Source organism: Rubripirellula tenax (assembly GCF_007860125.1).
Taxonomy (GTDB): Bacteria; Planctomycetota; Planctomycetia; order Pirellulales; family Pirellulaceae; genus Rubripirellula; species Rubripirellula tenax.
On the sequence record NZ_SJPW01000001.1, the window covers coordinates 1192953 to 1210161 of the forward strand.

Annotated in this window: 12 protein-coding genes; 5 read left to right on the forward strand and 7 right to left on the reverse strand. The window is 56.6% G+C overall.

The genetic code is table 11. The features are described from left to right. Positions 1–46: 46 nt before the first annotated feature. Positions 47–916, reverse strand: a complete 870-nt coding sequence (locus Poly51_RS04460) for a Vgb family protein (protein WP_246114255.1) — start codon at positions 914–916, stop codon at positions 47–49. A gap of 165 nt (positions 917–1081) precedes the next feature. Between Poly51_RS04460 and Poly51_RS04465 the strand changes: the two genes are divergently transcribed. Together Poly51_RS04465 and Poly51_RS04470 are read left to right on the forward strand one after the other, a co-directional pair. Beyond that, complete coding sequence (locus Poly51_RS04465) at positions 1082–2437, forward strand: DUF6666 family protein (RefSeq protein WP_146454602.1); 1356 nt, start codon at positions 1082–1084, stop codon at positions 2435–2437. Between the two features lie 136 nt (positions 2438–2573). Further along, on the forward strand, positions 2574–3581 hold the full coding sequence (locus tag Poly51_RS04470) for an alpha/beta hydrolase (protein ID WP_146454603.1): 1008 nt from the start codon (positions 2574–2576) through the stop codon (positions 3579–3581). Here the strand turns inward: Poly51_RS04470 and Poly51_RS04475 are convergent. From Poly51_RS04475 to rpsB, 6 genes are all read right to left on the reverse strand, one after another. Then, the gene (locus Poly51_RS04475) at positions 3566–4996 is read right to left on the reverse strand and encodes a hypothetical protein (RefSeq protein WP_146454605.1); all 1431 of its coding nucleotides are present in this window, start codon (positions 4994–4996) and stop codon (positions 3566–3568) included. The genes Poly51_RS04470 and Poly51_RS04475 overlap by 16 nt on opposite strands. After that, positions 4993–6345 (reverse strand): GDSL-type esterase/lipase family protein, encoded by a 1353-nt coding sequence (locus Poly51_RS04480; RefSeq protein ID WP_146454607.1) that lies wholly within the window; start codon positions 6343–6345, stop codon positions 4993–4995. The genes Poly51_RS04475 and Poly51_RS04480 overlap by 4 nt, the downstream gene beginning before the upstream one ends. A 247-nt stretch (positions 6346–6592) precedes the next feature. Next, the gene (gene frr / locus Poly51_RS04485; RefSeq protein ID WP_146455202.1) at positions 6593–7132 is read right to left on the reverse strand and encodes a ribosome recycling factor; all 540 of its coding nucleotides are present in this window, start codon (positions 7130–7132) and stop codon (positions 6593–6595) included. Between the two features lie 85 nt (positions 7133–7217). After that, a complete protein-coding gene (pyrH, locus tag Poly51_RS04490) occupies positions 7218–7970 on the reverse strand; it encodes a UMP kinase (protein ID WP_146454609.1) in 753 nt (250 codons plus the stop codon). Between the two features lie 119 nt (positions 7971–8089). Beyond that, positions 8090–9073: a translation elongation factor Ts gene (tsf, locus tag Poly51_RS04495; RefSeq protein ID WP_146454612.1), complete on the reverse strand. Its 984-nt coding sequence runs from the start codon at positions 9071–9073 to the stop codon at positions 8090–8092. A 162-nt stretch (positions 9074–9235) separates the two neighbouring features. Continuing rightward, complete coding sequence (gene rpsB / locus Poly51_RS04500; protein WP_246114256.1) at positions 9236–10009, reverse strand: 30S ribosomal protein S2; 774 nt, start codon at positions 10007–10009, stop codon at positions 9236–9238. A gap of 408 nt (positions 10010–10417) precedes the next feature. On the opposite strand from rpsB, the gene Poly51_RS04505 reads away from it, so the two are divergent. Genes Poly51_RS04505 through Poly51_RS04515 form a run of 3 tightly spaced genes read left to right on the forward strand, consistent with a single transcriptional unit; the run spans position 10418 to position 17209 of the window. Beyond that, positions 10418–12850 carry a PSD1 and planctomycete cytochrome C domain-containing protein gene (locus tag Poly51_RS04505; RefSeq protein ID WP_146454614.1) on the forward strand — a complete coding sequence of 811 codons (2433 nt, stop codon included), beginning with the start codon at positions 10418–10420 and terminating at the stop codon, positions 12848–12850. Then, on the forward strand, positions 12843–14279 hold the full coding sequence (locus tag Poly51_RS04510) for a DUF1501 domain-containing protein (protein WP_146454616.1): 1437 nt from the start codon (positions 12843–12845) through the stop codon (positions 14277–14279). The genes Poly51_RS04505 and Poly51_RS04510 overlap by 8 nt, the downstream gene beginning before the upstream one ends. Before the next feature lie 44 nt (positions 14280–14323). Continuing rightward, positions 14324–17209 carry a PSD1 and planctomycete cytochrome C domain-containing protein gene (locus Poly51_RS04515; protein WP_146454618.1) on the forward strand — a complete coding sequence of 962 codons (2886 nt, stop codon included), beginning with the start codon at positions 14324–14326 and terminating at the stop codon, positions 17207–17209.

The following is a 17209-nucleotide window of genomic DNA, read 5'->3' on the forward strand; positions in this document are numbered from 1 at the left end:
AAAATCACACTCCCGTTCGCGGGAGGTTCGGCACCCTTCCTGTTACCTAAAACCTTTCCACCGCTTTCTTCGTTTTTCGGTCGAACTGGTAGATCTGTTTTTGTTTTGGATCGGCGACGTAGATCGAATCTTTTGTTGCCGCGATTCCGACAGGCCCGACGAGCGGGGCCCCTTCGTACCACTTCTCCGTCTTTCCGTCGGCCGTGAAACGCCAAATCGTTTTGCCGTAGTTGTCGGTCACAAATCCCTCGTCCCCCGACCAAGCCAAACCGGTTGGAAATTGATACGGCCGGTCGGTGATGACATTGGTGACTTCGCCCGTGGCAACATCGATTTTGACGACTGCATTCGCGTCGGGCGTCACTGCCCATAGGTTTCCGTCATCATCGAACGCCAGCCCACGTGCGTTCACCCGGGCAACCAATTCGGGCTTCCCGCCTTCGACCGGAAATTTGAACGTGGCGCGTTTTTCTGCGTCGCCAACGTACAGCGTCTTCTGATCGGCATCCAAACAAATCGCCATTGGGTTGCCGATGTATCCAGCCGTTAACGGAACCAGTTCGGCGCCGGCGGATGCAATTCGATAGATCTCGCGTGTTGGCGAGTCACCCACAAAGATGCCTCCCGTCGGATCGATCGCAATACAGCGGGGCCGATTCAAGGGATGGCGAAGCAAGTTCGACCCGCGAACAAACAACTCCGTTGTCTCGCCAATCTTCCACACGCCCGGTAAATCCAGATCCACCGCGTAGATGGATGAGTCCGATTCGTCGACGACCACGCTCAACGGATACTGGGGACTCATTTTTAGATCGACTTCACGCTCCGCCGGACTATCCGCGGTTGCCGTCGCATCTGCTGCTTTTGCGCCATCTTCGGACACGTCTTGCCCGACAACGCCAACCAACGGCGTCATGGAAAACAGCGTGAAACACGCCCAAGTTTGGCAAGTTGTACGGATTGAGAAGGTTTTGCTCATTGTGCTGGTTATTCGGGTCGATAAAGAGAGGGAACAAGATCGGGGACGGATGCGTGCGCATAGCGGCATCCGTAAACACGAACGCTATCTGAGACGAAAGATATGATAACGTCAGACGTAACTCGCCGCAGAACGATTGCGACCAGCTTTTTGTTGGCCATGGCAATGACGACGATCGGCGGGTCGGCGCTGGCCGCGGGAAACCAGCTTCGTACCCCCCAAAAAAAACGCACGTCGACGATCGCTCGAGCGGCCACCGGCCAAGTGCGACCTGCGCTTGCCGAAGCTCCACTCGATGGCACCCTGATCCGAAGTAAAGCAGCCAACCAGGTCCGGCAAGTCGGTTTTTTAGACGGATGCACCAACGGGTGCGGGCCGGTCTGCGACTGCTGTGACAGCGGCCCCAGTTGTGGCATGGAATCAAGTTGCGGCATCGAAGCCGGGTGCGGATTCGAACCAGGATGCGGTTTCGACAATGGCTGTGGTGTCGAAAGCTGCCAGAGCTGCGGCCCGCCCACCTGTGGCATGGAGTCGTATCTGGGTGAACCGGCCTGTGGAATGGAAATGTATGGCGATTGTTCGTGCGATGCGTGCTGTGGTCCGAACAGTATTCCGGTTTGTCTGCCGCTGCTGAGAATCAATTGGTGTCGCTTCCAGTTCTTTGCGGGTGTGCAAGGCTTCAAGGGCCCAATGAACTTTGCGAACACGACCGCCGCGAATCCAAATTCGCGCAGCGGATCAGGCAGCTTCGGATTCTACGAAGGACTCAATGAAGGCCGTTCGCTAAAGAGATGGTTGGGATGGGACATGGCTGCCCAACTGGGTTTCCGTGCGACTCAATCGAACCTGTCAGGTGCCGAGTTCACCGACGAAACTCGCAATCAAGTTTTCGTCACGGGCGGTTTGTTTCGCCGCGTCGACTACGGCCTGCAATACGGATTGGTATTCGACTATTTGAACGATGATTGGTGGTACCAGGGTCGTATGACGCAACTTCGTGGTGAAGTCAGCTGGAAGACCGCCGATTGTCACGGATTCGGTTTTCAATTCATGTCAGGCCTCGGCGATGACTCATCTGACACATTCGTCCGAAACAGCGCCGGCGTGCTCACTCGATCGACGATCAACTTTGAACCCACCGACCAGTACCGCTTGTTCTATCGACGATTGTTGGCCGGCAGCGGCGACTGGACAGCGTTCGGCGGATGGACCGATCGAAGCGATACGATTTTAGGTGCGGGGATGAACCTGCCGCTTCGCCAGAAACTGATGTTGTCCTTGGGATCGACGTACCTGATCCCGAATCAAGACAGCACCAATTTCGGCAATCGTGAAGAGAACTGGAACATCTCGATGGGACTTGTTTATCGACCGGGTGGCCCGATGGGCTGTGGTCGCTATTGCCGACCTCTGTTCGACGTCGCCGACAACGGCACCTTTATGGTCAACCAGAAATAGAATGCTGTCGACGAAACGACCGTACCGCTTGACCACATTGCCGTGGCACACGGTGCGAGACGTCTCGTTTGACTAAGATAGGCGATCTCGCGGCGCGTTCGCGTCGTTTGGGTTTCCTCTCGCACGAAAGTCCTCCATGATTCGGTTTGCTTGGGTTGTCATTTTGCTGAGTTCTGCTGTCGGCTTTTCGCAGGATAGTTCGCCACAAGTTGAACCTGTACGCACGGCGTCCGACGGCCCATTCATTCCCGAAGCCGCGTTGCCGGGTGGGATTGTGTTGCCGTTGTACGCGCCCGATTCACCGATGCTCGACCCCAGTCGCATCCATGAAGCCGAGCGGTACAACACGACCGGGACCTACGATCGACTTCTCAACACGTTGAACATTCACAATCCGTCGATCGAAGTTCACTTGGCGGATGGTCGTGAAACGAATGGTGCAGCTGTCATCGTCGCCCCCGGTGGCGGACACAAGATACTTTGGCTTGGACCCGAAGGACTCGACTTGGTTCCCTTCTTTGCCGAGCAGGGTGTGTCGACGATCGTCCTTCGCAATCGACTTCGCGTCGATGGCTATGATCCAATGAGTGATGCCGTGAACGATGCGTTTCAAGCGATCCGTGTCGTCCGTGCCCATGCGGAACAATGGAATCTTGATCCGAACAAAATCGGTATGATCGGATTCTCGGCGGGCGCCGAATTAGCAGCGCCGGCGGCGCTCTTTTTTGACGACTTTCAAAACAACCATCGTGGTGCTGGCGATCCGTTGGCAAACGTTTCCCCGCGTCCTGACTTCGTCGGCCTTGTCTATCCGGGACCGACGCCGATGACGCGTGAACCCAAGACGGCGATCCCCAAGAATGTTCCACCCAGCTTCATTGTTTGTGCGGGCGCCGACGACAAGGTTCATGCGATTTGGGCAAACGACTATTTTTCACCGATGCTTCGCGCTGGTGTGCCCAATTTAGAAATGCACATCTACGCTCGCGGCGGCCACGGCGGATCGATCGGCGATCGAGGCGGAATTCCCTTCGGAACTTGGCCCCAACGTTTCAACGAATGGTTCATGGACCTTGGCTTCCTTGGCCCCCTTGGTGAAACCACGAAAGCCGCCCGCGATGTCGACGCCTACTCGGCCCGTTGATCTCGGCCGGTATCGTCACCGGCAATCGCGATGTTTTGCGGGAGTTCGAATTGGTGCCCTCGACTTTCCATGAAGTGCATCTGGTACCCGGCCGTATTGGGGAAAACTATCAAGTCACCGGGATAAACCGAACGCGAGAAACGGAATCGTCGCGGACTGATGAAGTCGTCCTCGGCGCAATAGTTTCCAGCCAAAAACCCCGTTAACGATGTCCCCCGCACCTCGCGCGCATTCGGTAACAGAATCGGATCGATCGCGAAATCAACCGACGTCGTCCGGCAATGCGTTTGGTTCATGTCCAACATCACAACGACATCGCCGCTTGCCATTGGCTTGATCGAGACAACACGCGCGACCGTGATACCGCATCCATCCAATAACGCTCGGCCGGGCTGGCAATGAAGTCTCAGGTCGTTGTCGGCAAGCGATTTGGCGATTCCGTCGCCGTCTAGAATTTTCCCGAACCAGCTCGCCGCCTCGTCGGCTTGCCACGTGGGATAGTTTCGCAGCACCTGTGCGTAGTTCCCGTCGATCTTGGATCGGCCGTAGGTATGGTTCGGCAACAGAACAGCGTCTGTATCGTCGCCATCGATTTGTCGATCGACACGTCGGTGAAAATCGATCCAGTCATCGGATCGTTCCAGATACTGCACCGGCGCGCCGCCGCCGATATCAACAAACTCGATCGGATGACCGTGTTGCCGCAAGGCGGTTGTCAGTTCGATCGATTGACGGATGCCCACGACGCGTTGGGTGACTGACGTGCCATCAAGATGAAAGTGAATGCCTCGAACCGATATCCGATTGGCAACGTCGCTATGTCGCTGCATCAACGACCGGATCTGCGCCGCGGCGTCCGCGATGTCGAAACCGAAGCGTGATTCGTGCCGCCCCTTGGGAAACGCGAAACCGCTGATTCGAATCGAAACATTCACTGCTGCGTCGGGATGACCGACCAAGAAGCGGGCGACGGTATCCGCGTCTTCGACACTGGCGACGACGACGATCGCACCGACGGTTGCTGCTGTGGCGACCAGCGATTCTGATTTCACGGACGCGGTGACGACGATCCGCGACCCTGAAAACCCGGCTTCGATGCCTGCCATCAATTCCGTCTCGCTTGCCACATCGATGCCAATGTTCGCTCGAAACGCTTCGGTGGCGTACCACGAACATTTATTCGCCTTGCATGCGAAGTGCATCTCCAACGCGATGTTCCGAGCCGCAGCGACGGATCGTATCGACGTGATGTTGGCCTGCATTTGCGACGGAACGTGCACGTGCAACGGAGATCCATGGCGAATCAAAAGGTCGTCGAGCGACTGCACATCGATCAGTTCAGCCAGCATCCACGGCGCCAACTTCGGCGTCAATCTCGCTACGCCCTCGCAATATTCCAGCGGTCCGTGTTTCACTCGGGTCGGCTGATTCGAATGCGACGGTATTCGATTTGACCTCGATCTCCTTCGACGCCGATCGGACCGCGTGGTGGAATTTCAAACTCGGCTTCTAAGATTTCGCCGTTGCAAACGCACTTTGCTTTGTTCCCGACGACGGTGACTTCAAGATCGTTCCAATTACCCGATCGAAACTGCTTCAAGTCCTTGTACGGCCCGGCGAGCGGGAAATCACGGACTTGCAATTGCTTGCCTCGAAGGAACACGCCGCTGTCGTTGCCGACGCCGGCGCGAAATTGAAGACGAAGTGTGAAGTTGCCTTCGAAGTCTTTCGTCGTGTAGAGCTGTTGAATCTTCCGGCCTTCTGGTGGCGTCGTGACGACCAATCGACCATTGATCGCTCGAAAACGACCTTCGGTTGTCGACGTTCGTCCGTCAAAGCTGATGTCTTGTTCGACCAACGGCCAAGTCACCGAAGTGTCGCGTTTGATCCAATTGACGCGGCCCTTTCGCATCGATTCGGGAGTGACACGGTAACCCCATCCGGTCAGATCCTTGCCATTGAACAGGCTCGTGTACCCAGCTTCGCACTGAAAGTCATCGGCTTCGGTTTCGACGAAACCGAGCGTTGCAAAAATCGGCATCAACGCCATTCTCCATTTCGCGTAGCCGTCGCCGTTGGGGTGCAACAGATCTGGAAACTCATCTGCCTTTGCATCGCCATCTTTGCCGGCGAACAATTGGTAGGTATCGACGACGGTGATTTGTGCATCACCGCGGACAAGCGAGGCTAGGGCATTGTTGATTTCTTGCACGTCGTCGGCCGAACGCGACTTGGTCTCGTCACTGGGCATGACCAGGCACAGGACGATGGGCATTTCCGAATCGTGACGTTTCAGTTTTTCCAGGATCAGGCCGACGTTGCCGGCGATCGTTGCGGCATCGGCGTGTTCTTCCAGATCGTTGGTCCCCATCAGCATCACGACGGCCGCAGGATCAAGTGCGATGACTTCCTCGTCGACGCGAAGCAGCATGCCGCGAGTGGTATCACCGCTGATACCACGATTGGCGACCTTGGTGTTCAGGTCCTCAAAACGTCCACCGAAGTCGTCGCCCCAACCTTGAGTGATGGAGTCTCCAAAAAAAACAATCGCACCTTGGTCTTGTTCCGCACGATCGGCAAATTTCGAGCGACGGCGATTCCATACGTCGCGCATCCAATCGTAGCGACGAATCGGGCCGGCGCCTGGAAGTCCTTCGTCGGTATCGGGAATCGCGAAACGCAGCTCCGGTGCAGCCTCTTGTCCTTGGGTGGTTCCGCTTTGGAGTAGCGTGAATAACAGCAGGTGCAGAACGATGAAACGCATGGAGGGAAGTCCGAAAAGGGGCGGAAGCGGGAGGGCGTGGCCCTGCGACCCCGCTCGCAGGGTGTACTTTGTGTTCACCAGCTGCTTTTCAGCTGACGTCCCGCGAACGGAGTCGCGGGTCCACATTGGGTTGCCCTTCGTGGCCCTGCGACTCCGCTCGCAGGGTGTACTTTGTGTTCACCAGCTGCTTTTCAGCTGATGTCCCACGAAAGGCGTCGAGGGTCCACATCGGATTGCCCGATTTGTACTACGCTTCGGTGACTTCCGTTTCGCGGGACTTTGCCAGTTCGCCGGCTTGAGCTTCGTACTTCTTCGTTAGCTCTTGGACTGATTCCTTCAGCTTGTCGCGATCGTCTTCGCTGATCTCTTTGTCTTTTTCCGCGGTGTCGGCCGCCTTGTTGGCGTCGCGGCGAATGTTGCGGATCGAGATCTTCGCATCTTCGGTCAGTTCCTTGATCCGGCTGACCATCTTCTTGCGAACTTCCGTTGACAACGGCGGCACGTTCAACCGAATCATGCGTCCATCGTTTTGCGGATTCAGTCCGATGTCGCTGACGACGATCGCTTTTTCAATCTCTTTGATCGTCGTCGCGTCGTAGGGCCGAATCACAATCTGTTGCGGTTCGGGAGTCCCGATTGATGCCAGTTGCTTTAGCGGCGTCGACGAACCGTACACATCCACCTTGATCGAATCGACCAGGCCTGGCGTCGCGCGACCGGTTCGGATCCCGGACAAGTTGTGCTGCAGAACAGAGAGCGCCTTTTCCATGCGTTCTTCGGCGTCCATCAGGGTTTCGTCGGTTGTGGCCATGGGAAGATCCTTTTCGATTGAAGATTGACAAAGAGGTAATATTGTAGCGTCAGCCGAGTACTCACGCGGGCTTGCTGCTGCCGATCCAGGTGCCGACCGTATCGCCGTTGATCGCCTTGACGATGTTGCCGTCCTTCTTGAAGTTGAAAACCAAGATCGGCTTTGCGTGTTCGTTGCAGAGTGCGATCGCGGTCGCATCCATCACTCGCAAATTCTTCTGAATGACTTCATCGTACGTCAGCGACTCGTACAGAACCGCATGCGGATTTTTTTCCGGATCATCGTTGTAGACACCGTCAACTCGCGTCGCCTTCAACACCACGTCGGCATCCAGTTCCAATGCCCGCTGTGCGGCTGCTGTATCGGTCGTCACAAACGGATTGCCGATACCGGCCGCAAGAATGACGACGCGGCCTTTTTCCAAGTGCTCAATCGCACGGCGTCGAATAAAGGTCTCACACATCTTGTCCATCGGCACGGCCGACATGACGCGTGTTTTCAGTCCGATCGATTCAAGCGTGTCTTGCATCGCCAGCGAATTGATCACCGTCGCCAACATGCCCATGTAGTGCGCGGTTGCTTCTTGAACGAGCGCGTTGGCGCCAGAGAATTGGCCGCCGCGAAGAATGTTGCCACCGCCGATCACGATTGCAATTTGGCAACCAGATTGGTGAGCACTTTTGATCTGCTGGGCGATCTGCCCCGACTCTTCGCCGCTGATTCCGCGGCCACCCGAGTCGGCAAGACTCTCGCCGCTCAACTTTAGGATGACGCGTTTGTAATGAAGGTTCTTTGAACTGTCGTCGTTTGGCATCAGGGTCGATCGCAGGGAGTAAAGCGTGAAGAACGAATGCGGCCTTATGTTACACAAAAAAACCTCGCCGGACCGATGGGGGTCGACGAGGTTTTCAGTGAAACGGCGTGGGCGAGCAATTAGCCGCCGACGGAGACGCGGTGGAACGCCAATACCTTGGCGTCGTCGCTCAGCGCTTTGATGGCAGCTTCAACCGTCTTGGTGTCATCCAAGGCATAGAACTGGCTCAGCAAGCAACGTTCTTGGTCAAGCAACGTGTTGTCGGCGACGAACCGGTCCATCTTTCCAGGAACAATCTTGTCCCAGATTTTCTCCGGCTTGCCTTCGGCAGCCAATTCCGCCTTGATCGCGTCTTCGGCCGCCTTCAAAACCGCATCCGTCAATTGACGCATGCTGGCGAATTGAGGAACGTTTTTCTGGGGCTTGCCCAAGTTTTCGCGTTCGTTGACTTCGTTTTCGGCGATGATTTGAGCACGCAAGGCTTCGGTCTCTTTCTCGACGAGCTCTTCATCAAATTCGCTGGGGTGCAAAATCGATGGCTTCATCGCAGCGATGTGCATGGCGACACCACGGAAAAACTGCGGAGCCTCGGCATGACCACCGTCTTCGTACGAAACCAAAACGCCAATCTTGCTGCCGGCGTGGATGTACGAAGTGATATGGTCGCCTTCGACGACTTGGAAATCCGAGACTTCGATCTTCTCGCCGACCTTGCCGGTTTCAGCGATCAATCGCTCACCCACCGTGCCACCGTCGAAGGGCAACGCAGCGACTTCTTCTTTTGTCTTGCACTTGTTTTCGAACGCCAGTTTGGCGATTGAGTTCGCCAGTTCGATGAAGGCATCGTTCTTGGCGACAAAGTCGGTCTCGCTGCTGAGCGCCAACAATTGGCCTCGTTTGCCTTCGGTCAGCGCGACGACGACACCTTCGTTGGCATCCCGGTCTGCACGTTTCTCAGCAACTTTTTGGCCTTTCTTGCGCAGGTAATCTAATGCGCCTTCCATGTCGCCGCCCGATTCCTGCAACGCTTTCTTGCAGTCCATCATGCCGGCGCCGGTTGATCGTCGTAGCTCGCTGACGTCTTTAGCCGAAATCGTTGTCATGTCTCTCTCTTCCTACTCAAACTGTCGTGCGTATGAAATGTTTTTGAAAACGCCGCGAAGCATCGCGGCGCTGGGGGGATTGTTTGCGTCGCCGCCAAGGCCAGGACAGTGCCTGGCCCTCGGAAGTTCGCTGGTCGGCCGGTCAAACCGGCCGTCCGTCGATTACTCAGCAGCGGCTTCGACGACCGGTTCGGCCGCGGCTTGCGGTGCTTCGGCGGCCTGTGCGCCACCGCCATCGGATTTATTCATTGCCAATTGCCCCTTGCCGGCGTTGATCGCGTCGGCCAATTGCTTCAGGATCAATTCGACGCTGCGGATACCATCGTCGTTACCGGGAATCGGCAAGTCGATTTGCGACGGATCGCTGTCGGTATCGATCAGGGCAACGGTCGGGATGCCCAATCGTTTGGCTTCGCGAACTGCGTTTCGTTCTTTACCTGGGTCAACGATGAACAAGCACTCGGGCAAGCGGTTCATCGAACGCAGCCCGTTCAAGTTACGGTACATCTTGCGGTACTCGCGATTGATCGTCGACTGCATTTTCTTGCTGTAGTCGTTGATCTTGTCGCTGCCGCGAAGATCTTCCAATTCTTCCAACCGGGTCAGTCGGCTGCGAATGGTACGGAAGTTGGTCAGCGTACCACCAAGCCAACGTTCGCTGACGAAAGGCATGCCGCATCGCAACGCTTGTTCTTCAACCGCTTCGCCGGCTTGACGTTTGGTTCCGACGAACAGGATCAAGCTGCCACCGGCGGCGACTTGACCGAGATACTTTTTGGCTCGGAGCATGCCGCGAAGTGTTTCGCGGATGTCCATGATGTGAATTTGGTTTTTGCGGCCGAAGATGTACGGGGCCATCTTCGGATTCCACAAACTGGTGCGGTGCCCAAAGTGAACACCAGCTTCGATCATCTCTTGAACAATCGGATTTGCCACGTCGTCGTTTCCTAAACTTTTGCCGTCACGGGCTACGAGAAACCGAATCGCCCAAAAGGCAAAAGCTCGGCATCCAGAGCATCAAGATCGCGGCCAAATGACCGTGAATCTTATCGCCCTTCGTCCCATCTGTGTCGGCGGGTGAATGAAAGGAGGCCCAGTGAACATACCGGGACCACCATGAGAGCGAAGATCGTACCGGAACCGGAAAAATTCGGCAAGGGATCCCGAATTCGACCGGCAGTGCACAAGTGAACACATTGCGAGGCGAGCCATCCGGCTTTCGCGATGCGAGAAATGGGCGGATCAGGCTTTATCGCCTGATGGTTTGGATCGAAAGGGTTAAGATTGTTGAATGCTCCACTGTTTTGCCCGACGTTCGATCCCCGCCACGCCAAAATCAACTGAATGATGCATCGATTTTTCGTTTGGACGCTCCTGTTCGTGACGTGGCCCATCGGCCCCGTATTTTCCGAAGAGGCGACGATTGACCCGCTGTCGTTCAATGACGACGTGCGGCCGATCTTGTCGAACCATTGCTTTGCCTGTCACGGGCCCGACGAAAAGCATCGCGAGTCGGATGTGCGGCTGGATGTTCCTGACGAAGTCGATTTGGATGAAGTGATCGCTCGCATCACTTCGGATGACCCCGATGTGGTCATGCCGCCACCCGAATTGAATAAACCGCTGCGTACCGCGCAGATCGAGACGATGCGTCGTTGGATCGACGGCGGTGCCGGCTACGACCAGCACTGGGCTTTCGTAACACCAGCGGCCGTGCCGGTTCCCGAACTGGCGACGACGGCGATCCCGTCGGGCGTCGATTCGCGCGACTGGGACGATTCGGCGATCGATCGTTTCGTGCTGGCTCGATTGGCGGCGAAGCATCGAACGGCGAGCGGGCCGGCCGACAAGCAGACATTGATTCGCCGAGTGACGCTGGACTTGACCGGCCTGCCGCCTTCGATCGATGAAGTCCAAGCGTTCGTCGACGACGATTCCGACGAAGCCTTCGCAACTGTGGTGGACCGGTTGATGGCATCGCCACACTACGGCGAACACATGGCCCGATACTGGTTGGACTTGGTTCGCTTTGCCGACACCAACGGACTGCACCACGATCACTATCGCGAGATGACGCCTTACCGCGATTGGGTGATCGATTCGTTCAATGACAACTTGCCCTTCGACGACTTCATCAAATTTCAAGTCGCCGGCGATCTGTTTCCCGATCCCAGCAAAGAGCAGTTGATCGCATCGGGCTTCAATCGCCTGCATTTGATCATTGATGTTGGAACCGCGCTTCCCGAAGAGAGTTTCTTTCGCAACGTCGTCGACCAAGTCACGTCCGTTGGTACTGCGTTCATGGGTTTGACGGTCCAGTGCGCGGTTTGCCACGACCACAAATACGACCCTATCACCCAGCGTGACTTTTACCAACTGTACGCGTTCTACAACAATTTCGATGGCGCACCGGAAACGGGCCGTCGAGGCACCATCGACTTCAAACGCGGACTGCAATGGCCATACTTGGAATTGCCCAGCGACGAGCAAAAGGCCGAACGCAAGCGTTTGGACAAGCTGGTCGCCGAACTGGGTAAAGAAGAAAAGAAGCTGAAACAGAAAAAAGAGAAAGACGCCACGGATGAACAAAACCTTAAAGACGTCTCTGAACGTTTTGCGAAAGCAACCAAACAGCGTGACGCTTTGTTGTTGCAGATTCCCGCAACGTTGGTGATGAAGGAACGCGACGAAGTTCGTCAGGCGCACATTCTGATCCGCGGCGGTTATGACCAACCGGGTGATCCGGTCCAGCGACAAACGCCCGGCTTCTTGCCGCCGCTCAAAACATCAGGCGCCGATTCGAGCGAGGTGCCGACGCGGATGGACTTGGCGGAGTGGTTCACTTCGCCCGAGCAGCCGCTAACCGCGCGAGTCACCGTGAACCGGTTTTGGCAACAGTTTTTTGGTGTCGGCTTGGTCAAGACGGCCGAGGACTTTGGCGCGCAAGGTCAATCGCCTTCGCACCCCGAACTGCTCGATCATTTGGCGACGCGCTTCACCGCATCGGGATGGGACGTGAAAGCACTGGTGCGGTCGATCGTGATGTCCAGCACTTATCGACAAACGTCGACCGCCGACGCGGAAGCGTTTGGCGATGATCCGGATAACCGATTGCTCGCACGCGGATCGCGGTTTCGATTGGACGCGGAAGTCATTCGCGATCAAGTGCTTTGCGTCAGCGGATTGTTGAATCCAGAAATGAGCGGCAAAAGCGTCAAGGTGCCGCAACCTCGCGGATTGTGGGAGACCGTCGTGATGCCAAGCTCCTATCCCAACACGTTCGTCCCCGACGAAGGCGATCAAATTTTTCGCCGCAGCATTTACACGTTCTGGAAACGGGGAATGCCGCCGCCGCAGATGACGATCTTCGACGCTCCGTCGCGTGAAAGCTGTATCGCTCGACGCGAACGGACCAACACGCCGTTGCAAGCGTTGTTGATGATGAACGAGAAACAGTACTTCTCGGCCGCGATGAATTTTGCACGCTCGTTGCGGGCCCGCTCGGACCTGACGACAACCCAAAGAATCGCATCGGCTTATCAAACGATCACGTCGAAAATGCCAAGCGACGCGGCGTTGGAAACGCTCGCCGAAGCCTATCAGCAATTTGAAGCAACCTATACAGCGGATCCTCAAGCGGCTGCGGCGATGATCGAATCATCCACGCTGGCCGCCGTCCGCGCGATCGACGATTCGACGGCGCAAATCGAACTTGCCGCGATGACGATGGTCGTCCACTCGATGTTCAATCTCGACAGGATCAAAACTCATGAATAACGGACGCCGACAATTCCTGCGCAGCACGTTCGAAGGACTCGCAGCGGCCGGACTGGGAACAACCGCCTTGGGTTCCTTGATCGGCCAACAGCACGCCAGTGCCGCCGGCGTGATGAACGGGCTGCATCATCCGGCGAAAGCAAAGCGAGTGATCTTTTTGTTCATGGCCGGCGCGCCCAGCCAAATGGATTTGTTCGATTACAAACCGGGACTGACGGAGCTGTTCAAAAAACCGCTTCCTCCGTCGGTCAGCAACGGCCAACGCGTGACGGCGATGACGCGTGGAAAGGAGCAATTGATTGCTCCGTCCATGTTCAAGTTCAACCAGCACGGCGACAGCGGGACTTACTTGAGCGAACTGTTGCCGCATCTGGCGACCAAGATCGACGAGATCTGCTTGATCAAGTCGATGAACACCGATGCGATCAACCACGATCCCGGCAAGACATTGATCTGTACCGGGTCGGAAATTCCGGGCAAGGCTTCGTTAGGCGCTTGGCTGAGCTATGGGCTCGGGCGAATGAACGAAAACCTGCCGGACTTCGTCGTGCTCAGCTCGGCGTTTTGGTCGGGCGACCAAGCGAACATTCAAGCGCTTTACAGCCGATTGTGGGGATCCGGCTTCTTGCCGACGAAACACCAAGGGGTTTCGTTCCAACCCTCGGGCGATCCGGTTTTGTTCCTATCGGATCCCGACGGTGTCGATCGCACGACAAGGCACAAGATGCTGGACCTGGTTTCCAAGCTGAACCACGAACACTTGGTCGAAGTCGGTGACCCCGAAATCATGACCACGATCGCTCAGCAGGAGATGGCCTTTCGAATGCAGGCGTCGGTTCCCGAGCTGGTCGATCTGTCGGACGAACCGCAACACGTACTCGACTTGTACGGGCCCGAAGTCGCCAAGAGCGGATCGTTCGCGCGAAACTGTTTATTGGCGCGACGCATGGCCCAGCGCGACGTGCGCTTCGTCCAACTGTTCCATCGCGGGTGGGACCATCACCGAGGTTTGCCGAAAAAGATTCGCGGACAATCGATGGATGTCGACCAACCATGCGCCGCCTTGTTGACCGACTTGAAACAGAATGGTTTGCTGGATGACACTTTGGTCGTGTTCGCGGGCGAGTTCGGACGAACGACCTATTGCCAAGGCGAACTGACAACGACGGAATATGGTCGTGACCACCATCCGCGATGCTTCACCGCGTGGATGGCCGGCGGCGGAATCAAACCCGGAATCTCATACGGCCAGACAGACGAATTCAGTTACAATATCGTTGAAAACCCCGTTCATGTTCGCGACTTCAACGCAACGATCTTGCACCAGTTGGGAATCAATCACAACAAGTTGACGTTCCCGTTTTTGGGGCTGGATGAAAAGCTGACGGGAGTGAAAGAGACCCACGTGATCCACGATATTTTGGCGTGACCGAAACCGTTTCGCCAACTTCGCACTGCCCGCCCGGTCGCCTCATGCGCATTCTCACTTTCATTCTTGCGGTCGCAGCCTCGTGGAATCACGCGGCCGCGCAGGGGCCGTTGTCCTACAACCGCGATGTCCGCCCACTGCTGTCGAAGCACTGTTTTTCGTGCCACGGTCCCGACGAAGCATCGCGGGAAGCCGGATTGCGGTTGGATGTGCCCGACGGAACCGGCACAATGGAAGCCGACGCCGACGAACTACTTCGCCGAATCGAGTCCACCGATCCCGACGAAATGATGCCGCCGCCAACGGCGAACAAACCCATTGACGACGTAAAGCGGGCGATCCTGAAACGATGGATCGACGATGGAGCACCCTACGAACAACATTGGTCGTTCGTCCCACCGACAAGACATCCAGTGCCCTTGGGTGTGCACCCGATCGACCACTTCGTCGATGCGAAGTTGGCGGCGGTCGGCCGACATCGCAGCGACGCCGCCGATCCGGCAACGTTGATCCGGCGGCTGCATTTGGATTTGATCGGGCTGCCGCCGACCCCCGAAGTCGCCGATGCGTTCGTGGCGGATCCATCGCCGCAAGCGTATACCGCGATCGTGGATGACTTACTTGCATCACCTCGCTACGGCGAACGTTGGGCACGGCGTTGGTTGGACTTGGCTCGCTATGCGGACACCAACGGCTACGAAAAAGATCGCGACCGCAGCATTTGGCCGTACCGTGACTGGGTCATTCGCGCGATCAACGACGATGTACCCTTTGACCAATTCACGATCGAACAAATCGCGGGCGATCGGCTGCCCGATCCGACGGTCGACCAACGCGTCGCGACAGGGTTCCATCGCAACACGATGCTGAACGAAGAAGGCGGCATCGATCCGCTGGAATTTCGCTACCACGCGATGACCGATCGCGTCGCCACGACGGGTACAACATGGTTGGGGCTGACGACTGGATGTGCCCAGTGCCACACACACAAATATGATCCGATCACGCACCACGACTACTTCGGCATCATGGCGTACTTGAACAACGCCGACGAACCCGACTTTTTTTTGCCATATGAATCCAAAGCGGAGGATCGGCAATCCGAACTCGATCAAGCCGACAAGCTAGAAAGCGAACTAGCGAGTCACTGGCCTGCGGCCACGAAATCGTCCGAACAAAATCTCGAAGCCGCCCTCGCGACGTGGATCGAAAAACAACGAACCGGATTGGCGGCGTGGACAACGATGGTTCCGACGTCGATGTCGGCTAATGTGCCGTATCTGACGCTCGAAGACGACGGCGCGATCTTCGCGGCCGGCGATACATCCAAGCACGACATCTACACCGTCGAATTTGCGGGTGCCGACTTTCCAATTCAAACCCTACGATTGGAAGCACTGGCCGACCCGCGACTGCCCGCCGGCGGACCGGGATCGACTTATTACGAAGGATCTAAGGGCGACTTCTATCTGACCGAATTTGAGCTTTCGAATGCGAATAGCGATCCAATTGAGATCACCGAAGCCTTCGAGAGCTTTGCAAAAAACACTTTCGGCAAGAACAAAGTATCGGCTCAATTGGCGACGGACGGCGACATCCAAACGGGATGGTCGGTCGATTCCGAAGGTGCGGGCAAGTCTCATGTCGCGGTCTTTCGATTGCAGACACCGATCGCTGCCGGTTCACCGTTCAAGTTGCAAATGCACTTCGGTCGGCACTATGCCAGTTCGCTTGGCAAGTTTCGCATCAGTGCTTCCGAAGGCACATCGATCCGAACTGCCTTCGTCCACACAAACGAACTGGCAACCGCACTAGCGAACGACGACGCGGCCGAGAGCCCGATCGTGCGAAGTGCCTTCCTAATGGATGCACCGGAGTTGAAGGAGCATGCCGATGAAATTCGCAAACTGCGCGAACCCAAGCGGGGGCCGATGACGCTGGTGTTTACGGAACGTCCGCCCGGACACGCTCGGCCGACCTACTTGCATCATCGCGGCGAATACACCCAACCGACCGAGACGGTCGAAGCCCATCTGCCCGAAGTGCTGTGGAAAAGCGACCAGCGGACCAGCGACAAGTCGATGCCCGGCAATCGGCTAGAGTTTGCGCAATGGTTGGTCAGCCGCGACAACCCGTTGACCGCTCGCGTCGTTGTCAATCGTCATTGGGCGGCGTTTTTTGGCACGGGGATCGTTTCCACCTTGGATGATTTTGGGATGCAGGGCGAGATCCCCAGCCACACCGAATTGCTCGATCACCTGGCGGTCGAGTTCATGGACAACGGGTGGTCGATCAAGTCACTGCACCAACGGATCGTCACCAGCGGAACTTACCAACAATCATCTCGCGTCCCGGCGTCGAAAGCCGGCGACGGTGTCGATCGGTTGCTCGGCCGCTTCCCACGAAACCGATTGGACGCGGAAATCATTCGCGACTCGGCGCTCGCGACGTCGGGATTGTTGAGCGACAAAATGTACGGCCCTCCCGTCCGACCGCCCCAACCCGCTGGCGCTGTTTCGGCGAACTACAAGAAATCGACGTGGCAGGCCAGCGAAGGCGAAGACCGTTACCGACGCAGCGTTTATACGTATCAAAAACGGACGGCTCCGTTTGAAATGTTCACGACGTTCGATGCCGGGTCGGGCGAAGCTTGCCTGGCCCGGCGCGACGTGTCGAACACGCCACTTCAAGCGTTGACGTTGATGAACGATCCGATGTTTGTCGAGATCGCCCAGGCTTACGGGAAACGGATGGCGGCCGTCGAAGGTGATTTGAATTCGAAAATCGACGAAGGCTTTCGCTGGCTGATGACTCGCTTGCCGACGGATACAGAACGGGAATGGATCGCCGACTTTCAGTCCAAGCACAGCGACTGGACCGCGACCGCCCGCGTGCTGTTGTGCATCGACGAAGCGATCACAAAAAATTGA